Origin of the sequence: Bacteroides sp. 1_1_14 (genome assembly GCF_000162515.1) — a bacterium.
GTDB classification, from domain to species: domain Bacteria; phylum Bacteroidota; class Bacteroidia; order Bacteroidales; family Bacteroidaceae; genus Bacteroides; species Bacteroides thetaiotaomicron.
Genome location: NZ_GG774712.1, coordinates 18908 through 37634, shown reverse-complemented (window position 1 = coordinate 37634; position 18727 = coordinate 18908). Strand labels below are relative to the sequence as shown.

Below are 18727 nucleotides of genomic sequence, written 5' to 3'. Positions count from 1 at the left end.
ATTCTTTTAATTTTAGTTTTTTAGTTTCGCCCATAAGATATATCCGGTGATTAAACCGAATCAAAGCCGAATGGCTACATAGTCAAGAAGCTCCCGGCTTCGACCCCGTGAGCTTCTCTCTTCTCCAATGTTACTCTCTCTTCTTATATATAATATACTTTGTCTTTATATTGTCTCTCTCTTTTCAGTCATTCCGCACATACATCGCGGCTCCGGCATCCATAAAGAGTTCGACATTCTCCGCATGATGCGCTATATAAGCCGCCGGTCCCGTATCTCCCGAGTGGCAGATTTCTTCCACCACTTCCGCCTTCGCTTTTCCGGTAATCAGAAAAATAACAAGGCGGGCAGTCAGAATCGGGAATCCGGTCATTGCAATGCGTTTCTGTCCGTTACGGGGATGAGTGCTGGTCACATAAATCTGGTCGGAAGAGAGCAAAGCCTCCTGTCCGGGGAAGATAGAGGAAGTATGTCCGTCATCTCCCGCTCCCAACAGCACAATGTCAAATTCGGGCCAGCCATTCTTCTTGGGTACCTGCCGGCTGACAAGTTCGGAATAGCGGGCTGCTTCTTTTGCCGGTTTCTCTTCACCGCGAATGCGGTATACATTTTCGTAAGGAATGGGCACTATCCCCAAAAGCAGGGAACGCATCATTCCATAATTACTATCAGAATCTTCGGGAGGAACGCAACGTTCGTCTACCCAATAAAGTTTCATACGCTTCCAAGGAGTAATATCAGCGTATTCATTTGCCCATAAATCAAACATCAAGGCGGGAGTGCTGCCACCACTCACTGCTATGTTGAACGTTTTGTCCGGTTCAGCATTCATGATATCCACCAGGTGGAATATCAACGAACGGGCTGTCTCCATAGACGACGGGAAAACAGATAGTTTCATAGTTCGCAATATTGGTCTGTATTTGTTAAATTCTTACACGGATTGGTCCAGTCTGCCCCATGCTCGTGCATCATAGCTTCACTTTCGAGAGGTCCCCACGTACCTGCCGGATAGCCGTACAAAGGTGCGTCCGGATTATCTTTCCAATAACGTAAGACCGGATCAAAGAAGTTCCAGGAAGCCTCTACAGCATCACTTCGAGTAAATAAGGTCGGATCTCCCTGAATGCAGTCGTCAATCAGACGGGCATAAGCGTCACCACTCGGCACGCCGCCCAACTGTGCGTAACTGAAATCCATCGTCACCTGACGGACTTCGAAACCTGCACCCGGAACCTTCATTCCGATCTTCAACACAATACCCTCGTTTGGTTGCAAACGAAGGATCAACTTATTAGCCCTCGGACAGTTACCGCCGGAACAGCGGAACATCTGATGGGGCGTCTCGCGGAAGTGAACGACAATCTCCGTCACCTTCGTCGGCATCTGCTTACCGGTACGGATGTAGAACGGTACCCCGCTCCAACGCCAGTTACTGATGCCCAGCTTCATCGCAATATAAGTCTCCGTTCGCGAGTCGGGAGCCACTCCCTTTTCCTCACGATACCCCTTCTTATTGCCCGAAGCCGTATATTGTCCGCGAACGATATGTTCATTCAAGTCCGTCTCCGTAAGCGGAGTCAGCGACTCATAAACCTTCACTACCTCATTCCGGAAATTATCCGCATTGAATACCGCCGGCGGCTCCATAGCCGTAAGAGCTACGAGCTGAATCAGGTGATTCTGCACCATATCCCGCAAAGCCCCCGCCGTCTCGTAAAAACCTCCGCGCTGCTCAATACCCAGATTCTCCACAGCAGTTATCTCCACATAATCAATATAATTACGATTCCATAACGGCTCAAAAATACCATTGGCGAAACGGAAAGCAAGCACATTCTGCGCTGTCTCCTTGCCCAGAAAATGATCGATACGATAAATCTGATGCTCATCAAACACAGAAGAGTAAATCTTATTCAACTCAAGCGCCGACTCCAGATCATACCCGAATGGCTTCTCAACAATGATACGAGAATGAGGAGTATTCAGCCCGGCCGCCTTCAAATGCAAAGGCACCACCCCATACAGTGAAGGCGGAGTAGCCAGATAGAACAACAAATTATCCGGATCGACCTCCTTCGTAAGCTCTACCAAACGCTCCCGCAACTGCGAATATCCCTCCACTTTCGCAGGATCCATCGGCAAATAATACAAATGAGACACAAAAGAAGACATCAGCTCCAAATTCTGCTCTTCAGCCTTTACAAACTGCTGCAACTCCCCAAGTATATATGAACGGTAATCTTCATCAGAATAGACAGTACGCCCAATTCCCAGAACAGTAAAACTCCCCGTCAGCCGTTTATCCCGATACAGAGAGTACAATGCGGGCATCAACTTGCGTTTAGTCAAGTCGCCCGAAGCACCAAAAATAATCATTGCAAATTTATCCATCGTCGTATTTTTAACTTTTTACCTTTTATCCATCCATCACCGCACCTAAACCGACCAGCCTCAACCAACCGACAAACCGACCAATCTCAACCAACCGCCCTAACGCATAATCACCCACACACCCACTACTACCCCCACCTACAACTTACCATCCGAACGGTCTCCCGGCCTCACCGAAGGAGCGTCAAGCGAAGGCTGTATCTCCGGCGTGAAGAAGGGCAGGCTGTTTGAGCGGAGCGAGTTCCTGCCCTTTAGCCGGAGATGCGGCCGGAGTAGCTCCGTAGGTGCAGCCTTGATTTTTTCTTTTGGTACCTTTCTTTTGCATCAAGGCAAAAGAAAAGTACTCAGACATTATAAGTCCCCGACTTCGTCTCCCCTCCGTGTCCCGTCCAATTCTCATGAAAGAACTGTCCGCGCAACTCATCCTTCCTCTCAAACGTATGCGCACCGAAATAATCACGTTGCGCCTGCACCAGATTGGCAGGTAAATTGTCAGAAGTCAGCGAATAAAAATAATTCAAAGCCGAAGAGAAAGCCGGAACAGGCAATTCCTCCTTCATCGCCTCCGCCACCAGATTCTTCCATCCGGGGAGCAAAGACTTGATTTCCTCACGGAAGTAAGGAGCCAGCAACAAATGCTTCGGCTTATCCGCCGCCTCAAAAGCAGCAGCTATATCATTCAGGAAAATACTACGGATGATACATCCCCCACGCCACATACGGGCAATGGAAGCCAAATCCAGATTCCATCCGAAAGCATCAGAAGCCCGCTGCAACACAGCAAAGCCCTGCGCATACGACACCAGCTTGGAAGCGTAAAGCGCAGAAAATATCTCCTTCACCAATTCCGCCTTATTATATACAGGCAATGTATGCTTGCACAAGAACTGCTTGGAAGCCAGATGACGCAACTCCTTCTGAGCCGAGAGACTGCGTTCGAACACCGCCGTGGCAATCAAGCCCAACGGCATCCCCAACTCCATCGCATTGATGACAGACCACTTTCCCGTCCCCTTCTGTCCGGCAGCATCGAGAATCTTATCGATCAGATACCCACCGGATTTATCCTTGTGACGCAAAATATTAGAAGTAATCTCAATCAGATAACTGCGCAACTTCCCTTCATTCCAACGGGCAAAAACGTCCGCCATCTCCTCATTCGTCAGATCAATGAGATTCTTCATCACCCAGTAAGCCTCGGCAATCAACTGCATATCACCGTATTCGATACCGTTGTGAATCATCTTCACAAAATGTCCCGACCCGGCAGGGCCTACCCACTGGCAACAGGGAGTTCCGTCCGGCGCTTTCGCAGCAATGCTCTGCAAGACAGGCTTCACTTCCGGCCACGCTTTCTCCGATCCTCCGGGCATGATGGAAGCACCGTTCAACGCACCTTCCTCACCGCCCGACACTCCGCTTCCTACAAACAAGAAGCCTTTCGATTCAGCTAATTTTACACGGCGATTGGTATCTTCGTAATTAGAATTACCACCGTCAATCAGAATATCTCCGGGAGAAAGCAAAGGGAAAAGCTGATCCATCAGTTCGTCTACCGGACTGCCGGCACGTACCATCATCATAATCTTGCGAGGGGTGGCGATTGATTCCACAAAAGCCTTTATATCTGTAAAACCTTCAATGTTTTTACCTTTAGCACGACCATTCATAAAGCGGTCTACTACTCCTTCTTCCACTCCGGGGACGGTACGATTATAAACAGAGACGTGCCAGCCCTTGCTTTCCATATTCAAAGCAAGGTTCTCACCCATCACTGCCAGACCGATCAACCCGATATCTGTTTTATTCTGATTTGCCATATCTTATATATTTTAAAATATTGTTTATGTAAGAAACACTTGAAAAGCACATTTGTTCGCTAGTTTTGGATTAAAATATTATTTTTGTGGTCAACAAATAACTATCAGAATGAAGAAAATCAAGATCGGCCTGCTGCCACGCATCATTATTGCTATCATCTTGGGGATTGCCATTGGCACTATTTTTCCGGCTCCGCTGGTACGAATATTCGTTACGTTCAACGGAATTTTCAGTGAATTTCTTAACTTCTCCATCCCGCTCATTATCGTCGGACTGGTCACCGTAGCCATTGCCGACATCGGCAAAGGTGCGGGAAAGATGCTGCTTGTCACCGCCCTCATCGCTTACGGTGCGACGCTCTTCTCCGGCTTCCTGTCCTACTTCACCGGTGTCACCGTGTTCCCCTCGCTCATCGAAGTGGGCGCGCCGCTCGAAGAAGTCAGCGAAGCGCACGGCATTCTCCCCTACTTCTCCGTATCCATCCCTCCGCTGATGAATGTCATGACGGCATTGATCCTTGCCTTCACACTGGGATTGGGACTGGCGGCACTGCACAGCGATGCTCTGAAGAGTGTAGCACGGGATTTTCAGGAAATCATCGTACGCATGATCAGTGCGGTCATCCTGCCTTTACTGCCGCTTTACATCTTCGGCATTTTCCTGAATATGACTCATTCCGGACAAGTATATGCCATTCTGATGGTCTTTATCAAAATCATCGGAGTTATCTTTCTGTTACATATCTTCCTGCTCGTCTTTCAGTATTCCATTGCAGCACTCTTCGTCCGTAAGAATCCGTTCCGGTTGCTGGGCAGGATGATGCCGGCCTATTTCACCGCATTGGGCACGCAATCGTCCGCCGCCACCATTCCGGTGACGCTGGAGCAGACAAAGAAGAACGGAGTATCCGCCGACATTGCAGGATTTGTGATTCCGCTCTGCGCCACCATTCACCTGTCCGGCAGCACACTGAAAATCGTGGCCTGCGCACTGGCACTGATGATGATGCAGGGAATGCCGTTCGACTTCCCACTGTTTGCCGGATTCATCTTTATGCTGGGCATCACGATGGTAGCCGCACCGGGCGTTCCGGGAGGAGCCATCATGGCGGCACTCGGTATCCTGCAATCGATGCTCGGCTTCGACGAGTCGGCACAGGCGCTGATGATCGCACTCTACATCGCCATGGACAGTTTCGGGACTGCCTGCAACGTGACGGGCGACGGAGCCATCGCGTTGATCATAGACAAAGTAATGGGAAAAGGAACGGGAAAATAAAACAGACTTGGTTTGCATATACAGCATAAAATAACGAAATTTGTCCCCCGTATTTTCAAATAAAAAATAAAGGAATATGAAAACAGCCCTTATATCAGGCATCACCGGACAGGATGGTTCTTATCTTGCCGAATTTCTCTTGCAAAAAGGTTACGAAGTACACGGTATCCTCCGTCGTTCTTCCTCATTCAATACCGGACGTATCGAGCATTTGTACTTTGACGAATGGGTACGCGACATGAAACAAAAACGTACCATCAACCTGCACTACGGCGATATGACGGACTCCAGCTCACTGATCCGCATCATACAGCAGGTGCAACCGGATGAAATCTACAATCTGGCAGCACAGAGTCATGTGAAGGTATCGTTCGACGTGCCCGAATATACTGCCGAAGCGGACGCTATCGGCACACTGCGTATGCTCGAAGCCGTACGCATCCTGGGACTGGAAAAGAAAACAAGGATATATCAGGCTTCCACCTCCGAGCTCTTCGGTAAGGTGCAGGAAGTTCCGCAGAAGGAGACGACTCCGTTCTATCCCCGTTCTCCCTACGGAGTGGCAAAGCAATACGGCTTCTGGATCACCAAGAACTACCGCGAAAGCTATGGCATGTTTGCCGTTAACGGCATCTTGTTCAATCACGAAAGTGAACGTCGTGGCGAAACATTCGTTACCCGCAAGATTTCTCTCGCTGCCGCACGTATCGCACAAGGCGAGCAGGACAAGCTGTATTTAGGTAATCTGGATGCCCGCCGTGACTGGGGGTATGCGAAAGATTACGTGGAATGTATGTGGCTGATTCTTCAGCATGACGTTCCGGAAGATTTCGTAATCGCCACCGGAGAGATGCACACCGTACGCGAATTTGCCACACTGGCATTCAAGGAGGCAGGCATCGAACTTCGTTGGGAAGGCGAAGGCGTGGACGAAAAGGGTATCGACGTGGCTACCGGAAAAGTATTGGTAGAGGTTGATCCCAAATATTTCCGTCCGGCAGAAGTGGAACAACTGTTAGGAGACCCTACCAAAGCCCGGACATTGCTGGGATGGAACCCAAGGAAGACATCGTTCGGAGAACTGGTAAGCATCATGGTGCGCCATGACATGGAGAAAGTAAGAAGAATGATCGCTACCAAGCACTAACAGACCTCAAACCGAACGCGGATTACGCCGATTAAACGATCTTCTTTTTTTTACAGAAGATGCGCATAACCGGAGTAATCCGTGTTCATATATGATACTTAATCATGGAAAAGAATGCAAAAATCTATGTAGCAGGGCATCACGGTTTGGTGGGTTCTGCTATCTGGAAGAATTTACAGGATAAGGGATATACCAATCTGATCGGGCGTACGCATCAAGAACTGGATTTGCTCGACGGTGTAGCTGTCCGCCGTTTTTTCGACGAAGAGCAACCGGAGTATGTGTTTCTGGCTGCTGCATTCGTAGGCGGCATCATGGCAAACAGTATTTATCGTGCCGACTTCATTTATAAGAACCTGCAAATACAGCAGAACGTCATCGGTGAAAGTTTCCGTCATAACGTCCGGAAACTGCTGTTTCTGGGCAGCACCTGCATCTATCCGCGTGACGCCGAACAGCCGATGAAAGAAGAAGTCCTGCTGACTTCACCACTGGAATACACAAATGAGCCATACGCCATCGCCAAGATCGCCGGACTGAAAATGTGCGAGAGCTTCAACCTGCAATACGGCACGAATTACATCGCCGTGATGCCGACAAACTTATACGGTCCGAATGATAATTTTGACTTGGAACGCAGTCATGTCCTGCCTGCCATGATCCGTAAGATTCATCTTGCGCACTGTCTGAAGGAAGGAGACTGGGAAGCTGTCCGCAAGGATATGAACCAACGTCCTGTAGAAGGCGTCAATGGCGACAGCCCCAAGGCGGACATTCTGAATATCCTCCGCAAATACGGTATCAGCGAAACGGAAGTGACTCTGTGGGGCACGGGAACTCCCCTGCGCGAATTTCTCTGGAGCGAAGAAATGGCCGACGCCAGTGTATTCGTAATGGAACACGTGGACTTCAAAGATACCTACAAAGAAGGTGACAAGGATATCCGCAACTGCCATATCAACATCGGAACGGGAAAGGAAATCACCATCCGCCAACTCGCCGAACGAATTGTAGAAACGGTAGGCTATCAAGGCAAACTAACCTTCGACAGCAGCAAACCGGACGGCACTATGCGCAAACTGACCGATCCGTCCAAACTACACTCTTTGGGATGGCATCACAAAATAGAAATAGAGGAAGGAGTACGGAGAATGTACGAATGGTACTTGAAATAAATTCAAAAAGAACTATCCGCATTGGGGCTGAATTAGAAAGAAACAGACTGAAAACAACCGGTTTTTCGGATTAATCCATGTTAATGACTGCGACATGCATTGTGGACTGTCTTAACAAGCATTGTTAATGACATTACCATGCATTCTTATCGACCCTAACAAGCATTGATAACTTCCCTTTCTTATAGAGAGAACAGTAATGTCATCTGTAAGGAACAATCGTGCCACAGGCCGGAAACACTTGTGCCAAAGGCGTGGCACAACTCCTTCCCCTATACTTCCCAACACTTTTCCCATACTTCCACATCTTAGTCCCTTATTACCCCAAGACTCCCCATTTCCAAAAATTCTTCATTCTTAATTCTTCATTCTTAATTTAATTACTATATTTGCACAATTTAATACCAAATGTGCAAAAACAATGGAAAAGAGTTTTATAGCTTACATTGAAAATAGTATCAAGAACAATTGGGACTTAGACGCCCTGACAGATTATAAGGGAGCCACCCTTCAGTATAAAGACGTTGCTCGAAAAATCGAAAAACTCCATATCATCTTTGAAGAAAGCGGAATCCGCAAGGGAGACAAAATCGCCGTTTGCGGCCGAAACAGTTCCCATTGGGGAGTCACTTTCCTCGCCACACTGACGTATGGAGCAGTCATCGTCCCCATCCTTCACGAGTTCAAGGCGGACAATGTGCACAACATCGTCAACCACTCCGAAGCCAAATTACTATTTGTAGGAGACATGGTGTGGGAAAACCTCAACGAATCGGCAATGCCCCTGCTGGAAGGTATCCTGATGATGAACGACTTCACCTTACTGGTATCACGCAGCGAACGACTGACGCACGCACGTGAACATCTGAACGAAATGTTCGGCAAGAAATACCCGAAGAACTTCCGCAAAGAACACATCGAATACCATAAGGATGAACCCGAAGAACTGGCAGTAATCAACTACACGTCCGGCACAACGAGCTACTCAAAAGGAGTCATGCTCCCCTACCGTAGCCTCTGGTCGAACACCAAGTTCGCGTATGAAGTGCTCGAACTGAAAGCCGGAGACAAGATCGTCTCCATGCTTCCTATGGCACATATGTACGGACTGGCCTTCGAGTTCCTCTATGAGTTCTCCGTCGGCTGCCACATCTACTTCCTCACCCGTATGCCGAGTCCGAAAATTATCTTCCAGGCATTCGAAGAAGTAAAACCGAATCTCATCGTCGCCGTTCCGCTCATCATCGAAAAGATTATCAAGAAGAGCGTACTACCGAAACTGGAAACGCCGACCATGAAAATCTTACTCAAAGTACCCATCATCAACGACAAGATAAAAGCAACCATACGCGAAGAAATGATCAAAGCGTTCGGTGGAAATTTCAGAGAAATCATCGTAGGTGGAGCAGCCTTCAATCAGGAAGTAGAACAATTCCTTAAAATGATAGACTTCCCTTATACGGTAGGATACGGCATGACAGAATGCGGTCCGATCATCTGCTACGAAGACTGGACAAGATTCAAGCCGGGTTCGTGCGGAAAAGCCGCGCCGCGTATGGACGTACGGGTACTGTCTTCCGATCCGGAAAATATCGTTGGCGAAATCGTCTGCAAAGGCCCTAACGTGATGCTGGGATATTACAAGAACAACGAAGCGACAGAAGCAGTGATCGACAAAGACGGCTGGCTGCACACAGGCGACCTCGCCTTGATGGACGCCGAAGGCAATATCACCATCAAGGGACGCAGCAAGAATATGTTGCTCAGCGCCAGCGGACAGAACATCTACCCCGAAGAAATCGAAGATAAACTGAACAACCTGCCATACGTATCGGAAAGCATCATCGTACAGCAGAACGAGAAACTCGTCGGACTGGTTTATCCGGACTTTGACGAAGCATTCGCCCACGGCCTGAAGAATGAGGATATCGAACGGGTAATGGAAGAAAACCGCGTAGCACTGAACGCCATGTTACCGGCATACAGCCAAATACTAAAAATGAAGATATATCCCGAAGAATTTGAAAAGACCCCGAAAAAGAGCATCAAACGCTATCTGTATCAGGAAGCGAAAGGATAAAGGAAGTGAAGGATTAAGGGAATACTCTGTGAACCTAAACTGAAAAAAAGAGTTATAATAAAGATGAAGATAATAAAGACAATATTCACGGCAGCTGTTCTGATGGCTGCCGTTTGTTTGCCGGCACAGAACAAGAGTGCGGGCATCAACCTTTCCTTCTGGAAAGACATCTGCACACAGCCGTATGACAGCACTCAGACGACTTATGTAAACCTCGGTCTGCTGTCTACGCTGAACCGTCTCAACGGCGTTGGCATCAACGCGCTGGGAAGCGTCATTCATGGAGATATGAACGGAGTACAGATCACAGGATTAGCCAATCTTGCCGGTGGTACGATGCGGGGTGTTCAGATAGCGGGTGTCAGCAATATCAGCGGAAACAACACCGTAGGGCTTTCCGCCGCCGGACTAGTGAATATCACAGGCGACGGCTCAAAGGGGGTCATTATTTCGGGACTTACCGGCATCGGTGGGGACAACAACTCGGGAGTAATGATAAGCGGTCTGATGAATGTGACGGGAAACATGGCTTCGGGATTTCAGTTTTCCGGCGTGTCAAATATCACGGGACAGAGTTTCAACGGTATGATGACTTCCGGACTCTTGAATGTGGTAGGCGAAAACATGAACGGTCTGCAGATTGCCGGTATCGCCAATATCACCGCAAAAGACCTGAATGGCGCACAGATCGGGTTATGCAACTATGCGACGAAGGCTCATGGCTTTCAGATCGGTCTGGTCAATTACTACAGGGAAGATATGAAAGGATTACAACTCGGCCTCGTGAACGCGAACCCCGATACAAGAATACAAATGATGGTATATGGCGGTAACGTCACGCCCGCCAACATAGGAGTGCGTTTCAAGAACCAACTGTTTTATACGATCTTGGGAGTAGGTGCATTCGATCAGAATCTGAACGATAAGTTTTCTATCAGCACGTCTTACCGTGCCGGACTGGCAGTGCCTGTTTACAAAGGTTTGTCTATTAGCGGTGACCTCGGATTCCAGCATATAGAAACGTGCTCCAACAAGGGTGAAGTGATTCCCCGACGCCTTTATGGATTGCAGGCACGGGCGAATCTGGAATATCAGATCAGCAAGAAATTCGGCATCTTTGCCACCGGCGGTTACGGACTGACACGGTATTACAACAAATCCGGTAATTTCGATAAAGGAGCGATCATAGAAGCGGGCATTGTCCTCTTCTAAGGCTGATTAATAAGTAATAGGTAATAAGTATTAAGTATTAGGTAATAAGTATTAGGTATTAACCGTAGCTGTCATTTAGAGGTATATCTATCTGTCATTCAAAGTTTTCATCACTTTATCAAAGTGAAACAATTCGATAATGACGAGCATAAGTATCTGTCATCCTGAGCTTGTCGAAGGATCTCCTCTTTTGTAGTCACAAAGAAGAGATTCTTCCTCCTTACAGTCGTCTGAATGACAGACAGATGCGTCTCTAAATGGCAGCTACGGTTAATACCTAATACTTATTACCTAATACTTAATACTTATTACTTATTTATACTTTCTCTTTAATCAACCCGATGCGATAAGCCACAAGCAACTTCTTCAAATCCTGAATCTGCGTCACAAGTTCCTTCCCTTTATCGGTGTCTTTCACCATCATCCGTTGCGAATTGAACTCCAGTACAAAGTTGGTTGACTTGATATCCAACCCTTCTTCAATGGCTTTCTGCCTGGACTGGAACGGCTCATGCTGCACCAACTGCATCCCGTGAGAATGGTAAACAAGCGTATAGCCCGCAATTCCCGTCTCCGGCTGATAGGCTTTGGAGAATCCTCCGTCAATAACGAACAATTTGCCATTTGCCTTCATCGGCTGTTCTCCTTGAATAGTCTTTACAGGCACATGACCATTGATGATATGAGAATGAGGTCCCAATGCCCCGAACTCATCTAATATCTGATCGCAGATATCTTCACGATTGCGAAGCGTGTAGTAATACCCCTTCTTTTCCTTTTGTATCTCCTTGTCTTCCAGAAAATAGCGTTCGAAAGTCGCCATCTTATCCTTATCAAACAGAGGAGCTTCCGGACCACACCACATATACCAGATATAGTCCATCGCAAATTCTTTATCATCCTCTCCTTCTTCATCAAAGTATGCAGTACGAATCAGCTGATCGGCCTTATCGAGCAACTTACGTCCCCAATACTCCTTGCCACGTATCTTGACATGCTTGAAACTGCCATCCTCATTCAAAGGTACCGAAGCATGATAAAGAAGATTGGAATTGGAAACCAGATACATTCCGCCATACGTAAACAGGCAACGCATATGCTTCTTCAACTTCTCACTATTCATAAACGAATAGTGAATCTTTTCCACAAGTTCCCGTTCTTCGTCGGTCAGTCGATAAGGATCGGCAGGGTCTACGGTCGGGAAGTTTGTGTCACGCAGGGCATATTCTTTGCCTTCATACACAAAAACTCCACGCTCAAAATCGATCTTCTCCAACAGCTTGCGGTTACTCATCCCGAATTCCGGACGACGGTCTATTATTTCAGCTTCCAGCTTAAACTGGATGATCGTAATCGCCTTGTGCATCTGGGTGATCAGACGCAAAGTCTTCTCATTGTAATTGGTGTCGGCAAAATTCATCTTCGGCATAAAGATGGTACACGGATCATCGGCATAAGTATCCATGGCGAAAGTTGCCAAAGGAAGCAGATTGATTCCATAACCGTCTTCAAGAGTACCCAGATTACCGTAGCGCATGGACATACGGATCACGTTGGCTATACAACTGTCATTGCCGGAAGCGGCTCCCATCCACAGGATATCGTGGTTGCCCCATTGGATGTCGAAGTTGTGGTAATTGCACAAAGTATCCATGATGATGTGTGCTCCGGGACCACGGTCGTATATATCACCCACAATATGAAGAGAATCAATAGTCAGACGCTGAATCAGATTACACATGGCTATAATAAAGTCATCCGCCCGCTTGGTAGAGATTATGGTGCTGATGATGACATTGATATATGCGTGCTTATTCGGCTCGACAGACGTTTCGTGCAGTAATTCCTGAATGATGTAAGAGAACTCTGCGGGCAAGGATTTTCGAACTTTGGAACGGGTATATTTGGAAGACACATTCTGACAAACCTTCACCAACTGGTTCAGAGTGATCAGATACCAGTCGTCCAGATCCTTCTCGCGGGCTTTTACCAGCTGAATTTTCTCTTCCGGATAATAGATCAACGTGCAGAGTTCTTTCTTCTCCGCTTCGCGCAGGGTATTGCCGAAAATCTCGTTCACTTTGCGTTTTACCGCACCCGAAGCATTCTTTAACACATGTTGGAAGGCTTCGTATTCACCGTGTATGTCTGTCAAGAAATGCTCCGTTCCTTTAGGCAGATTCAGGATAGCCTCCAGATTAATAATTTCCGTACTTGCATCAGCAATAGTAGGAAAACTCCGGGAAAGCAACTGCAAGTAGCGGAGATCGCCAACTATGCTTTCAGGAGTTATATTACTTTGAGCAGTCATTATATGTACTATTTTACTATTTACAATATGCTATTTATCGACTTATCGTTTATCGCTATAAATATAACGATTTATCATCTACTTATTACAAATTACAGCCTTTAATGTTCATCGTCAGCCCAATAAAAACATCAACAGCACCTGCGCAATGATCACACGCAGAAACATACACAACGGATATACTGTAGCATAAGCGACAGAAGGATTGTCACCCGGTATCGTATCGTTGGCATAATTCAGCGCCATCGGATTCGCCATACTACCGCACAACATACCGGATACACTGCCGAAGTCTATCTTCATAATCTTGAAAGCGACAAAGCCGACCAGGACCGTCGGGATAATTGTCAGCCCGGCTCCCAAAGCTATCCAAAGCAATCCTTCCGGACGGAAGACAGTATCGAAGAAATGAGCACCGGCATCCAGACCAAGACAGGCTAGATACATGGAAAGCCCCAACGCGCGCAGCATCAGATTGGCGCTGCGGGTAGTGTAAGTGATCATGTGTATCCGTGGGCCGAAAGTTCCCAGCAGGATACCCACGATAATCGGTCCGCCTGCCAGCCCCAGCTTCACGGGGGTACTGATTCCCGGTATGGAGAACGGGATCGCTCCCAATGCCAATCCCAATACGATGCCTATAAATATGACAACAAGATTAGGTTCTTTCAGACTTTTCACTGCATTTCCCAATACTTTTTCTACATTCTGAATGGCTGCTGCCTCACCTACTACTGTCAGGCGGTCGCCCAGCTGGAGAATCAGTTCCGGAGTGGCAAGTAGTTGCACACCCGAACGGTACACACGGCTGATATTGATTCCATAATGGTTTCTTAGTCTCAATGAGCCAAGTTTCTTTCCATTCAGTTCGGGGCGGGTTACGACAATACGCTGCGAGATCAATTCGCTGTCAATTGCATTCCAGTCTATATCTTCCTTGTTCCAGTCCGTATTTTCTTCCTGTTCGCCGAAAAGTACTGTCAGAGCCAGGACATTCTTTTCCGCTGTGATCACCAACAGGCGGTCGCCTTCCTTCAATACCTTGTCGGAGGTAGGAATACTGACATGACCGTCACGCCACAAACGGGAAATCACAAATTTCGGATAACTCATCTGAGCTATATCCTTGATACTTTTATTAAAAATAGCGGGGTTATGTACTTGAAACGCTGCGATAAAGGTTTTGTTGGCATCATCCTTTTCTTTAATCTCCAAGTCTTCTTTATGAACCAAGAATTTACGAATCAGCAGTACGGCAAGAATTACACCGATCACTCCCATCGGATAGGCTACCGCACACCCCAAAGCCGGAGTACTGCTCTCTATGCCCATCTGTTTAAGTGTCTGCTGCGCAGCTCCCAAGGCAGGAGTATTAGTCGTGGCTCCGCAAAGGATACCCACCATATCAGGAAGCGACACACCTGTCGCATAACTGGCAACAACAGTCAGCAAAGTACCCAACAGAACTACGGCCAACGCCAACATATTCAGCGTCACCCCTCCTTTCCGGAAAGAACTGAAGAAACCGGGCCCTACCTGAAGTCCCAGTGAATATACGAAAATAACCAGTCCGAAACTTTCTGCATAATTCAGCATCTGTGGATCAACCGAAAGCCCGAAGTGCCCGGCAAGGATACCTGCAAAAAAAACAAAAGTGACTCCCAGAGATACTCCCCAGAAATGCACTCTTCCCAGCCCCAGCCCAATCGCAGAAATCAGTGAAAGCACCACAACTGCCTGTAAGGCAGAATGTTCGAGAAACAGATTATATAACCACTCCATGAATTAAACATACTAATAGGGCGCAAAGATAAAAACTATTTAGTCCCATTCAAAACTTTTAAGCTTTCATTTCGCGCCCTATCTCTTCTCTAAATTCTTAATATCCTGAAATCTTATATGTTATCCTTTAAATTATCTGTTTGTTATCCGCAATCTTTTTACCTGTCACCTCCACCTATCGCTTTTTACCTTTTCAACCTATTCCATGTGGTATCTTTCTACCTGTCGTTATCCGAAATCTCTCTACCTGTCATCTTTTGTGTAATCATCATTTTCTTTTCATTTGCCGGCACTTTCCATCTGCCGGCTGTTATCTCACCTACCTGTATATTCTACGAAATTATTCCGACCATCCAGATAACCGCTCAATCGATTTCCTCCGATGTATACATCATCCAGGTAAGATACATCATTGCGACCGTAATCCATGCGAATGGAAGTCTGTGCATAATTCTCCCAGTTCCAACGGAAATAATATTCGAATGTCTCCACATGTCCATTAGGATATTCTACCCGAATAAAATCAACGCCTGTCCGGTCCAAATAAAAGTCGAGTTCCTGACGGCAACGGTTACCGTCCACATCCCGATAAAAACTCACCCATGTACGGCTACATAAATCAGAAGAACGATTATAGTAACCACCACCGATATTATCATCATCATAAAAACTATCGATTTCTACTTCACAAGAAGTCAGACTCAACGTTAACACAGCCATTAAAGCCAGTCCTAAGTATCTAAATGCGTTCGTTTTCATATTCCTTTATTTTTAATGGTTCCTTTATTAATCCTATCATTTATCTTTCGATATTACAAAAGTAGGGAATGAATTCTCCTTATGAAATTGAAAATTCCTACTTGTTTAGGGGAATTCACCTAATGGAAGAGGTAAATTCCCCCAACGTACTGGATACCTTACAGATTCCTAAATAGCTAAGAAGACACGCTTCCGCCCTCCAGAACCTTAATAAACATTGAATCAAACATTCAATTATTTAATCAATGTTATAAATCAAGCCATTTAGCCCGATTTATTTGCAGATATCACAAAACTCTGTATATTTGCAATGTGTTTTTCATAGTATTAGATTTAAGGTTAACAAAAAGATTGGCTGTCTGGGATAGATAGCCTTTTTTTATGCTCTTTTTTTAATAAACTTCTCAAGAAGCCATGAAGACAAACGTAAAATGGCAAATACTGATGTGAAAAATCTGATGACACCACAGGCTTCTATAATAATTAATAAGGTAATCGTTTTCTCCCATGAATAGTGAGAAAAAATATTCTCAAAAAAAATAATCCGTTTAACATTTGAAACATAGCAAGTTATCTCTTTCATCAAAAAACAAGTAAAAAAAATCTTGCTAAAAGATTTGCGTAGTCCAAAAGTTCCCCCTATATTTGCACCGCATTTAAGAGAGAATGCGGGTTCAAGGAAGTTTGGGTGAGTGGCTGAAACCACCAGTTTGCTAAACTGACGTACGGGTAACCGTACCGGGGGTTCGAATCCCCCAGCTTCCGCAAGATTCTCTAAATAAAAAGAGCTAAGTTTTATAGACTTGGCTCTTTTTAAATCTATCAAAAGCCGGTGGGTTCGTCTAACGGTTAGGACACATGCCTCTCACGCATGTAATACGAGTTCGATTCTCGTACCCACTACTCTATTTTAGTTAGCCTCTTACATTGAAGTAAGAGGCTTTTTTTATTATGTTCATATCTCAAGAAATGGAATATAACGTAAAAGAATTGAAAAAGGTATTGATTGAACAATGCAAAGAAGAAGGTATTTATTACGCATTGATAGCAATCAACAAACAGACGAAAGAGATCGTTTTGCCACAAAGCCTTGATAACGCTTTAAATAATCCGGATTACTGCGTCTTTAAATGCAGGAAAGTGAAGGATGAATATAAAGTAGAAGAGGTAAAATAAGCATAATTAAAAAAAGAAGGATATGCTTATTGATATTGTATTAAGATGTTAAAAGATTTAATAATTATTTGAGCATTCAAAGTTTTTTCTGTAAAAGAATGTTATATCCATGTAAAACGATTGTGTTTCACATGGATACCCGCCAACAAATGAAGAAAAACGCTGCTTACTTACATTTCTTCACTCTGCTCGTACAATTCGAAGTAAGACTCTTTATCAATCCGCAGTCGGACTCTGTTTTCCCGCTTCTGACCGGCCAGGTTGATAAATAAATTGAAGTATAATTGACTAAAAGAGAGGTCGGAACGATCATAAGTGATATCGAATGTACATGTTCTTCGGAATGAATCGAAAGTTCCCAGCTTCATACCTCCCTTACACATAAAGACTTCGGGGAAATTCGCAGGCGGATAAGGCTGAAACAAGCTGGCCAGCTGCGCATACACATAATCGATCATCCATTCATCACCGGATACAAGCAATTCTCCTTTCAGACGAAGTTTGACTGCATATTTAGCCGTGACGTCCTGAGAAGTATAAATGGGGACCTGACTCTCTGATGGATAATTACCATCCTTATAGCCAAGGCTCATGGTCAGTTTTGATTTACCCACGCCGTTGAAATCCGCCACATTCAGATCTTTCTGTTGATTTTTCAAGTCAATCATAAATGTCAGTTTACCCAAAGTCGGGTCATTCGGATATTGAGCTATCGTATCCAGCACATAATCTTCTTCATTAAAACTCCGCGCTACCAATACATCCCCCTCTCCGACTTCCAACGCCGGACCTCCTCTTTCAATATCCACATCGCCTACAGGGTAATATATTGCATCATTATCTCTGACACAACCTGTCAGACAAAGCAGTAAAGCTGCTATTCCTATTATCTTATTCATTATCATATTACATCCTTATTTTGGAGACAAAGATACATCTTTTTTGAATCAACTTGATTTATATCAACCGTTTTTAGTACTTTTGCACATAACAAGACTATAATGACATGGATACACTACTAAGAGAAACTGTAAATGCCGTCGTAAATTCCCGCTTTCCCGAAATGAGTATAGAGGGACGCCGACAGATAGAAAGCATCCTGATACGTGAGGAATATCCTAAAGGAGTGATCGCACTTAATGAAGGAGAAGTAGCCCATGAATTAGTTTTGTCGGAAAGGGATGCTCCGGCAATATTATTATAAAAACGGGAAAGACGTTACCGAACACTTCTCATACGAAGGCTGTATCCTGATGTGTATCGAAAGCCTGCTGAAACAAGTCCCTACCCGATTGATCATAGAGACACTGGAGCCTGCTGTCATCTATCTGTTCCCTTATGACAAAATGATGCAGCTGACAAAGCAAAACTGGGAAATCAATATGTTCTATCGGAAGATACTGGAATATTCTCTGATTGTATCGCAAACCAAAGCCGATTCCTGGCGTTTCGAATCCGCCCGCGAGCGTTATAATCTATTGCTCGAAACTCATCCGGAAATCATCAAACGGGCACCTTTGGCACACATCGCTTCATACCTGCTGATGACACCGGAAACATTGAGCCGAGTACGTTCAGGTGTTCTGTAGTTT

14 protein-coding genes, 2 tRNA genes and 1 pseudogene are annotated in these 18727 nt (G+C 45.7%); 9 read left to right on the top strand and 8 right to left on the bottom strand.

Features of this window, described 5'->3' with window-relative positions; all coding sequences use genetic code 11:
- Positions 1-184: 184 nt before the first annotated feature.
- From pgl to gnd, 4 genes are all read right to left on the bottom strand, one after another.
- Positions 185-901 (bottom strand): 6-phosphogluconolactonase, encoded by a 717-nt coding sequence (gene pgl, locus HMPREF9007_RS02975; RefSeq protein ID WP_008763421.1) that lies wholly within the window; start codon positions 899-901, stop codon positions 185-187.
- Complete coding sequence (gene zwf / locus HMPREF9007_RS02980; protein WP_008763420.1) at positions 898-2394, bottom strand: glucose-6-phosphate dehydrogenase; 1497 nt, start codon at positions 2392-2394, stop codon at positions 898-900. Before zwf ends, pgl begins: the two co-directional genes overlap by 4 nt.
- A 184-nt stretch (positions 2395-2578) precedes the next feature.
- Positions 2579-2746: a hypothetical protein gene (locus tag HMPREF9007_RS27315; protein ID WP_008763419.1), complete on the bottom strand. Its 168-nt coding sequence runs from the start codon at positions 2744-2746 to the stop codon at positions 2579-2581.
- Complete coding sequence (gene gnd, locus HMPREF9007_RS02985) at positions 2739-4214, bottom strand: decarboxylating NADP(+)-dependent phosphogluconate dehydrogenase (RefSeq protein WP_008763418.1); 1476 nt, start codon at positions 4212-4214, stop codon at positions 2739-2741. The genes HMPREF9007_RS27315 and gnd overlap by 8 nt, the downstream gene beginning before the upstream one ends.
- Positions 4215-4323: 109 nt before the next feature.
- On the opposite strand from gnd, the gene HMPREF9007_RS02990 reads away from it, so the two are divergent.
- The 5 genes from HMPREF9007_RS02990 (at position 4324) to HMPREF9007_RS03010 (ending at position 11107) form a co-directional block, all read left to right on the top strand.
- Positions 4324-5493 carry a dicarboxylate/amino acid:cation symporter gene (locus tag HMPREF9007_RS02990; RefSeq protein WP_008763417.1) on the top strand — a complete coding sequence of 390 codons (1170 nt, stop codon included), beginning with the start codon at positions 4324-4326 and terminating at the stop codon, positions 5491-5493.
- Between the two features lie 76 nt (positions 5494-5569).
- On the top strand, positions 5570-6640 hold the full coding sequence (gmd, locus tag HMPREF9007_RS02995; protein WP_008763416.1) for a GDP-mannose 4,6-dehydratase: 1071 nt from the start codon (positions 5570-5572) through the stop codon (positions 6638-6640).
- 104 nt (positions 6641-6744) lie between these two features.
- Positions 6745-7815, top strand: coding sequence for a GDP-L-fucose synthase (locus HMPREF9007_RS03000; RefSeq protein WP_008763415.1), 1071 nt, complete (start codon positions 6745-6747; stop codon positions 7813-7815).
- 421 nt (positions 7816-8236) lie between these two features.
- Complete coding sequence (locus tag HMPREF9007_RS03005; protein ID WP_008763414.1) at positions 8237-9895, top strand: AMP-binding protein; 1659 nt, start codon at positions 8237-8239, stop codon at positions 9893-9895.
- 63 nt (positions 9896-9958) lie between these two features.
- On the top strand, positions 9959-11107 hold the full coding sequence (locus HMPREF9007_RS03010) for a hypothetical protein (RefSeq protein ID WP_008763413.1): 1149 nt from the start codon (positions 9959-9961) through the stop codon (positions 11105-11107).
- A gap of 316 nt (positions 11108-11423) precedes the next feature.
- Here the strand turns inward: HMPREF9007_RS03010 and HMPREF9007_RS03015 are convergent, their stop codons facing one another.
- The 3 genes from HMPREF9007_RS03015 to HMPREF9007_RS27310 all read right to left on the bottom strand — a co-directional run bounded on the left by HMPREF9007_RS03015 (position 11424) and on the right by HMPREF9007_RS27310 (position 15959).
- Positions 11424-13418, bottom strand: a complete 1995-nt coding sequence (locus tag HMPREF9007_RS03015) for a fructose-1,6-bisphosphatase (RefSeq protein ID WP_008763412.1) — start codon at positions 13416-13418, stop codon at positions 11424-11426.
- Positions 13419-13532: 114 nt separating this feature from the next.
- Positions 13533-15200 carry a putative transporter gene (locus HMPREF9007_RS03020; protein WP_008763411.1) on the bottom strand — a complete coding sequence of 556 codons (1668 nt, stop codon included), beginning with the start codon at positions 15198-15200 and terminating at the stop codon, positions 13533-13535.
- A 315-nt stretch (positions 15201-15515) separates the two neighbouring features.
- Positions 15516-15959 carry a hypothetical protein gene (locus tag HMPREF9007_RS27310; RefSeq protein WP_008763410.1) on the bottom strand — a complete coding sequence of 148 codons (444 nt, stop codon included), beginning with the start codon at positions 15957-15959 and terminating at the stop codon, positions 15516-15518.
- A gap of 678 nt (positions 15960-16637) precedes the next feature.
- On the opposite strand from HMPREF9007_RS27310, the gene HMPREF9007_RS03035 reads away from it, so the two are divergent.
- The 3 genes from HMPREF9007_RS03035 to HMPREF9007_RS03045 all read left to right on the top strand — a co-directional run bounded on the left by HMPREF9007_RS03035 (position 16638) and on the right by HMPREF9007_RS03045 (position 17135).
- Positions 16638-16724, top strand: a tRNA-Ser gene (locus tag HMPREF9007_RS03035).
- A gap of 66 nt (positions 16725-16790) precedes the next feature.
- Positions 16791-16862 (top strand) — tRNA-Glu (locus HMPREF9007_RS03040).
- Between the two features lie 66 nt (positions 16863-16928).
- Positions 16929-17135, top strand: coding sequence for a hypothetical protein (locus tag HMPREF9007_RS03045; protein ID WP_008763408.1), 207 nt, complete (start codon positions 16929-16931; stop codon positions 17133-17135).
- A 170-nt stretch (positions 17136-17305) separates the two neighbouring features.
- On the opposite strand, the gene HMPREF9007_RS03050 is transcribed toward HMPREF9007_RS03045, so the two are convergent.
- Positions 17306-18040 carry a DUF3845 domain-containing protein gene (locus tag HMPREF9007_RS03050; protein ID WP_008763407.1) on the bottom strand — a complete coding sequence of 245 codons (735 nt, stop codon included), beginning with the start codon at positions 18038-18040 and terminating at the stop codon, positions 17306-17308.
- A gap of 101 nt (positions 18041-18141) precedes the next feature.
- On the opposite strand from HMPREF9007_RS03050, the pseudogene HMPREF9007_RS03055 reads away from it, so the two are divergent.
- Positions 18142-18724: pseudogene (locus tag HMPREF9007_RS03055) on the top strand (Crp/Fnr family transcriptional regulator).
- Positions 18725-18727 lie beyond the last annotated feature (3 nt).

Excerpts from the sequence above, each read along its gene's own strand:
- HMPREF9007_RS03050 (WP_008763407.1), bottom strand. The coding sequence starts at position 18,040 with ATGATAATGAATAAGATAATAGGAATAGCAGCTTTACTGCTTTGTCTG.
- HMPREF9007_RS27310 (WP_008763410.1), bottom strand. The coding sequence starts at position 15,959 with ATGAAAACGAACGCATTTAGATACTTAGGACTGGCTTTAATGGCTGTG.
- HMPREF9007_RS03005 (WP_008763414.1), top strand. The coding sequence starts at position 8,237 with ATGGAAAAGAGTTTTATAGCTTACATTGAAAATAGTATCAAGAACAAT.
- HMPREF9007_RS03020 (WP_008763411.1), bottom strand. The coding sequence starts at position 15,200 with ATGGAGTGGTTATATAATCTGTTTCTCGAACATTCTGCCTTACAGGCA.
- HMPREF9007_RS02990 (WP_008763417.1), top strand. The coding sequence starts at position 4,324 with ATGAAGAAAATCAAGATCGGCCTGCTGCCACGCATCATTATTGCTATC.
- HMPREF9007_RS03045 (WP_008763408.1), top strand. The coding sequence starts at position 16,929 with ATGGAATATAACGTAAAAGAATTGAAAAAGGTATTGATTGAACAATGC.
- HMPREF9007_RS03000 (WP_008763415.1), top strand. The coding sequence starts at position 6,745 with ATGGAAAAGAATGCAAAAATCTATGTAGCAGGGCATCACGGTTTGGTG.
- HMPREF9007_RS27315 (WP_008763419.1), bottom strand. The coding sequence starts at position 2,746 with ATGTCTGAGTACTTTTCTTTTGCCTTGATGCAAAAGAAAGGTACCAAA.
- gmd (WP_008763416.1), top strand. The coding sequence starts at position 5,570 with ATGAAAACAGCCCTTATATCAGGCATCACCGGACAGGATGGTTCTTAT.
- zwf (WP_008763420.1), bottom strand. The coding sequence starts at position 2,394 with ATGGATAAATTTGCAATGATTATTTTTGGTGCTTCGGGCGACTTGACT.
- HMPREF9007_RS03010 (WP_008763413.1), top strand. The coding sequence starts at position 9,959 with ATGAAGATAATAAAGACAATATTCACGGCAGCTGTTCTGATGGCTGCC.
- HMPREF9007_RS03015 (WP_008763412.1), bottom strand. The coding sequence starts at position 13,418 with ATGACTGCTCAAAGTAATATAACTCCTGAAAGCATAGTTGGCGATCTC.
- gnd (WP_008763418.1), bottom strand. The coding sequence starts at position 4,214 with ATGGCAAATCAGAATAAAACAGATATCGGGTTGATCGGTCTGGCAGTG.
- pgl (WP_008763421.1), bottom strand. The coding sequence starts at position 901 with ATGAAACTATCTGTTTTCCCGTCGTCTATGGAGACAGCCCGTTCGTTG.